This window comes from Cupriavidus sp. IK-TO18 (assembly GCF_015549295.1).
Taxonomy (GTDB): domain Bacteria; phylum Pseudomonadota; class Gammaproteobacteria; order Burkholderiales; family Burkholderiaceae; genus Cupriavidus; species Cupriavidus oxalaticus_A.
This window is the reverse complement of record NZ_JADGMP010000081.1, coordinates 1-1,193: the sequence shown is the minus strand read 5'-3', so window position 1 is coordinate 1,193 and position 1,193 is coordinate 1. Positions and strand designations below refer to the sequence as shown.

Annotated in this window: 1 protein-coding gene; it reads right to left on the bottom strand. The window is 63.0% G+C overall.

Translation table 11 applies throughout. From position 1 onward, the window contains the following. Window position 1: 1 nt before the first annotated feature. The gene (gene tuf / locus IPF36_RS34175) at window positions 2–1,192 is read right to left on the bottom strand and encodes an elongation factor Tu (RefSeq protein WP_133098639.1); all 1,191 of its coding nucleotides are present in this window, start codon (window positions 1,190–1,192) and stop codon (window positions 2–4) included. Window position 1,193 lies beyond the last annotated feature (1 nt).

The following is a 1,193-nucleotide window of genomic DNA, read 5'->3' as shown; positions in this document are numbered from 1 at the left end:
CTTAGTCGAGGATCTTTGCCACGACGCCGGCGCCGACGGTACGGCCACCTTCGCGGATAGCGAAGCGCAGGCCTTCTTCCATGGCGATCGGGGCGATCAGCTTGACGGTGATCGACACGTTGTCACCCGGCATGACCATTTCCTTGTCCTTCGGCAGCTCGATCGAGCCGGTCACGTCGGTCGTACGGAAGTAGAACTGCGGGCGGTAGTTGTTGAAGAACGGGGTGTGACGGCCGCCTTCGTCCTTCGACAGGATGTACACCTCGCCGGTGAAGTGCGTGTGCGGCTTGATCGAACCCGGCTTGCACAGCACCTGGCCGCGCTCGACGTCTTCACGCTTGGTGCCGCGCAGCAGCAGACCGACGTTGTCGCCAGCCTGGCCCTGGTCCAGCAGCTTGCGGAACATTTCCACGCCGGTGCAGGTGGTCTTCACGGTCGGGCGGATACCGACGATTTCGATTTCTTCGCCGACCTTGATGATGCCGCGCTCGATACGGCCGGTCACCACGGTGCCGCGACCCGAGATCGAGAACACGTCTTCCACCGGCATCAGGAAGGTACCGTCAACGGCACGCTCCGGCGTCGGGATGTAGGTGTCCAGCGCGTCGGCCAGGCGCATGATGGCTTCTTCGCCCAGGTCGCCCTTGTCGCCTTCCAGGGCCAGCTTGGCCGAACCCTTGATGATCGGGGTGTCGTCGCCGGGGAACTCGTACTTGCTCAGCAGCTCGCGAACTTCCATCTCGACCAGCTCGAGCAGTTCAGCGTCGTCCACCATGTCGCACTTGTTCAGGAACACGATGATGTACGGCACGCCAACCTGACGGGCCAGCAGGATGTGCTCGCGCGTCTGCGGCATCGGGCCGTCAGCGGCCGAGCACACCAGGATCGCGCCGTCCATCTGGGCGGCACCCGTGATCATGTTCTTCACGTAGTCGGCGTGGCCCGGGCAGTCAACGTGCGCGTAGTGGCGGTTGGCCGTCTCGTACTCGACGTGGGCGGTATTGATGGTAATACCGCGTGCCTTCTCTTCCGGCGCTGCGTCGATTTCGTCGTACTTCTTGGCGGCACCGCCGAACTTGGCAGCCAGCACCGTGGCGATCGCTGCGGTCAGCGTGGTCTTGCCATGGTCAACGTGACCAATCGTACCAACGTTCACGTGCGGCTTGGTCCGCTCGAACTTTTCCTTTGCCATT

Coding starts and splice junctions, on each gene's coding strand:
- tuf (WP_133098639.1), bottom strand. CDS start 1,192: ATGGCAAAGGAAAAGTTCGAGCGGACCAAGCCGCACGTGAACGTTGGT.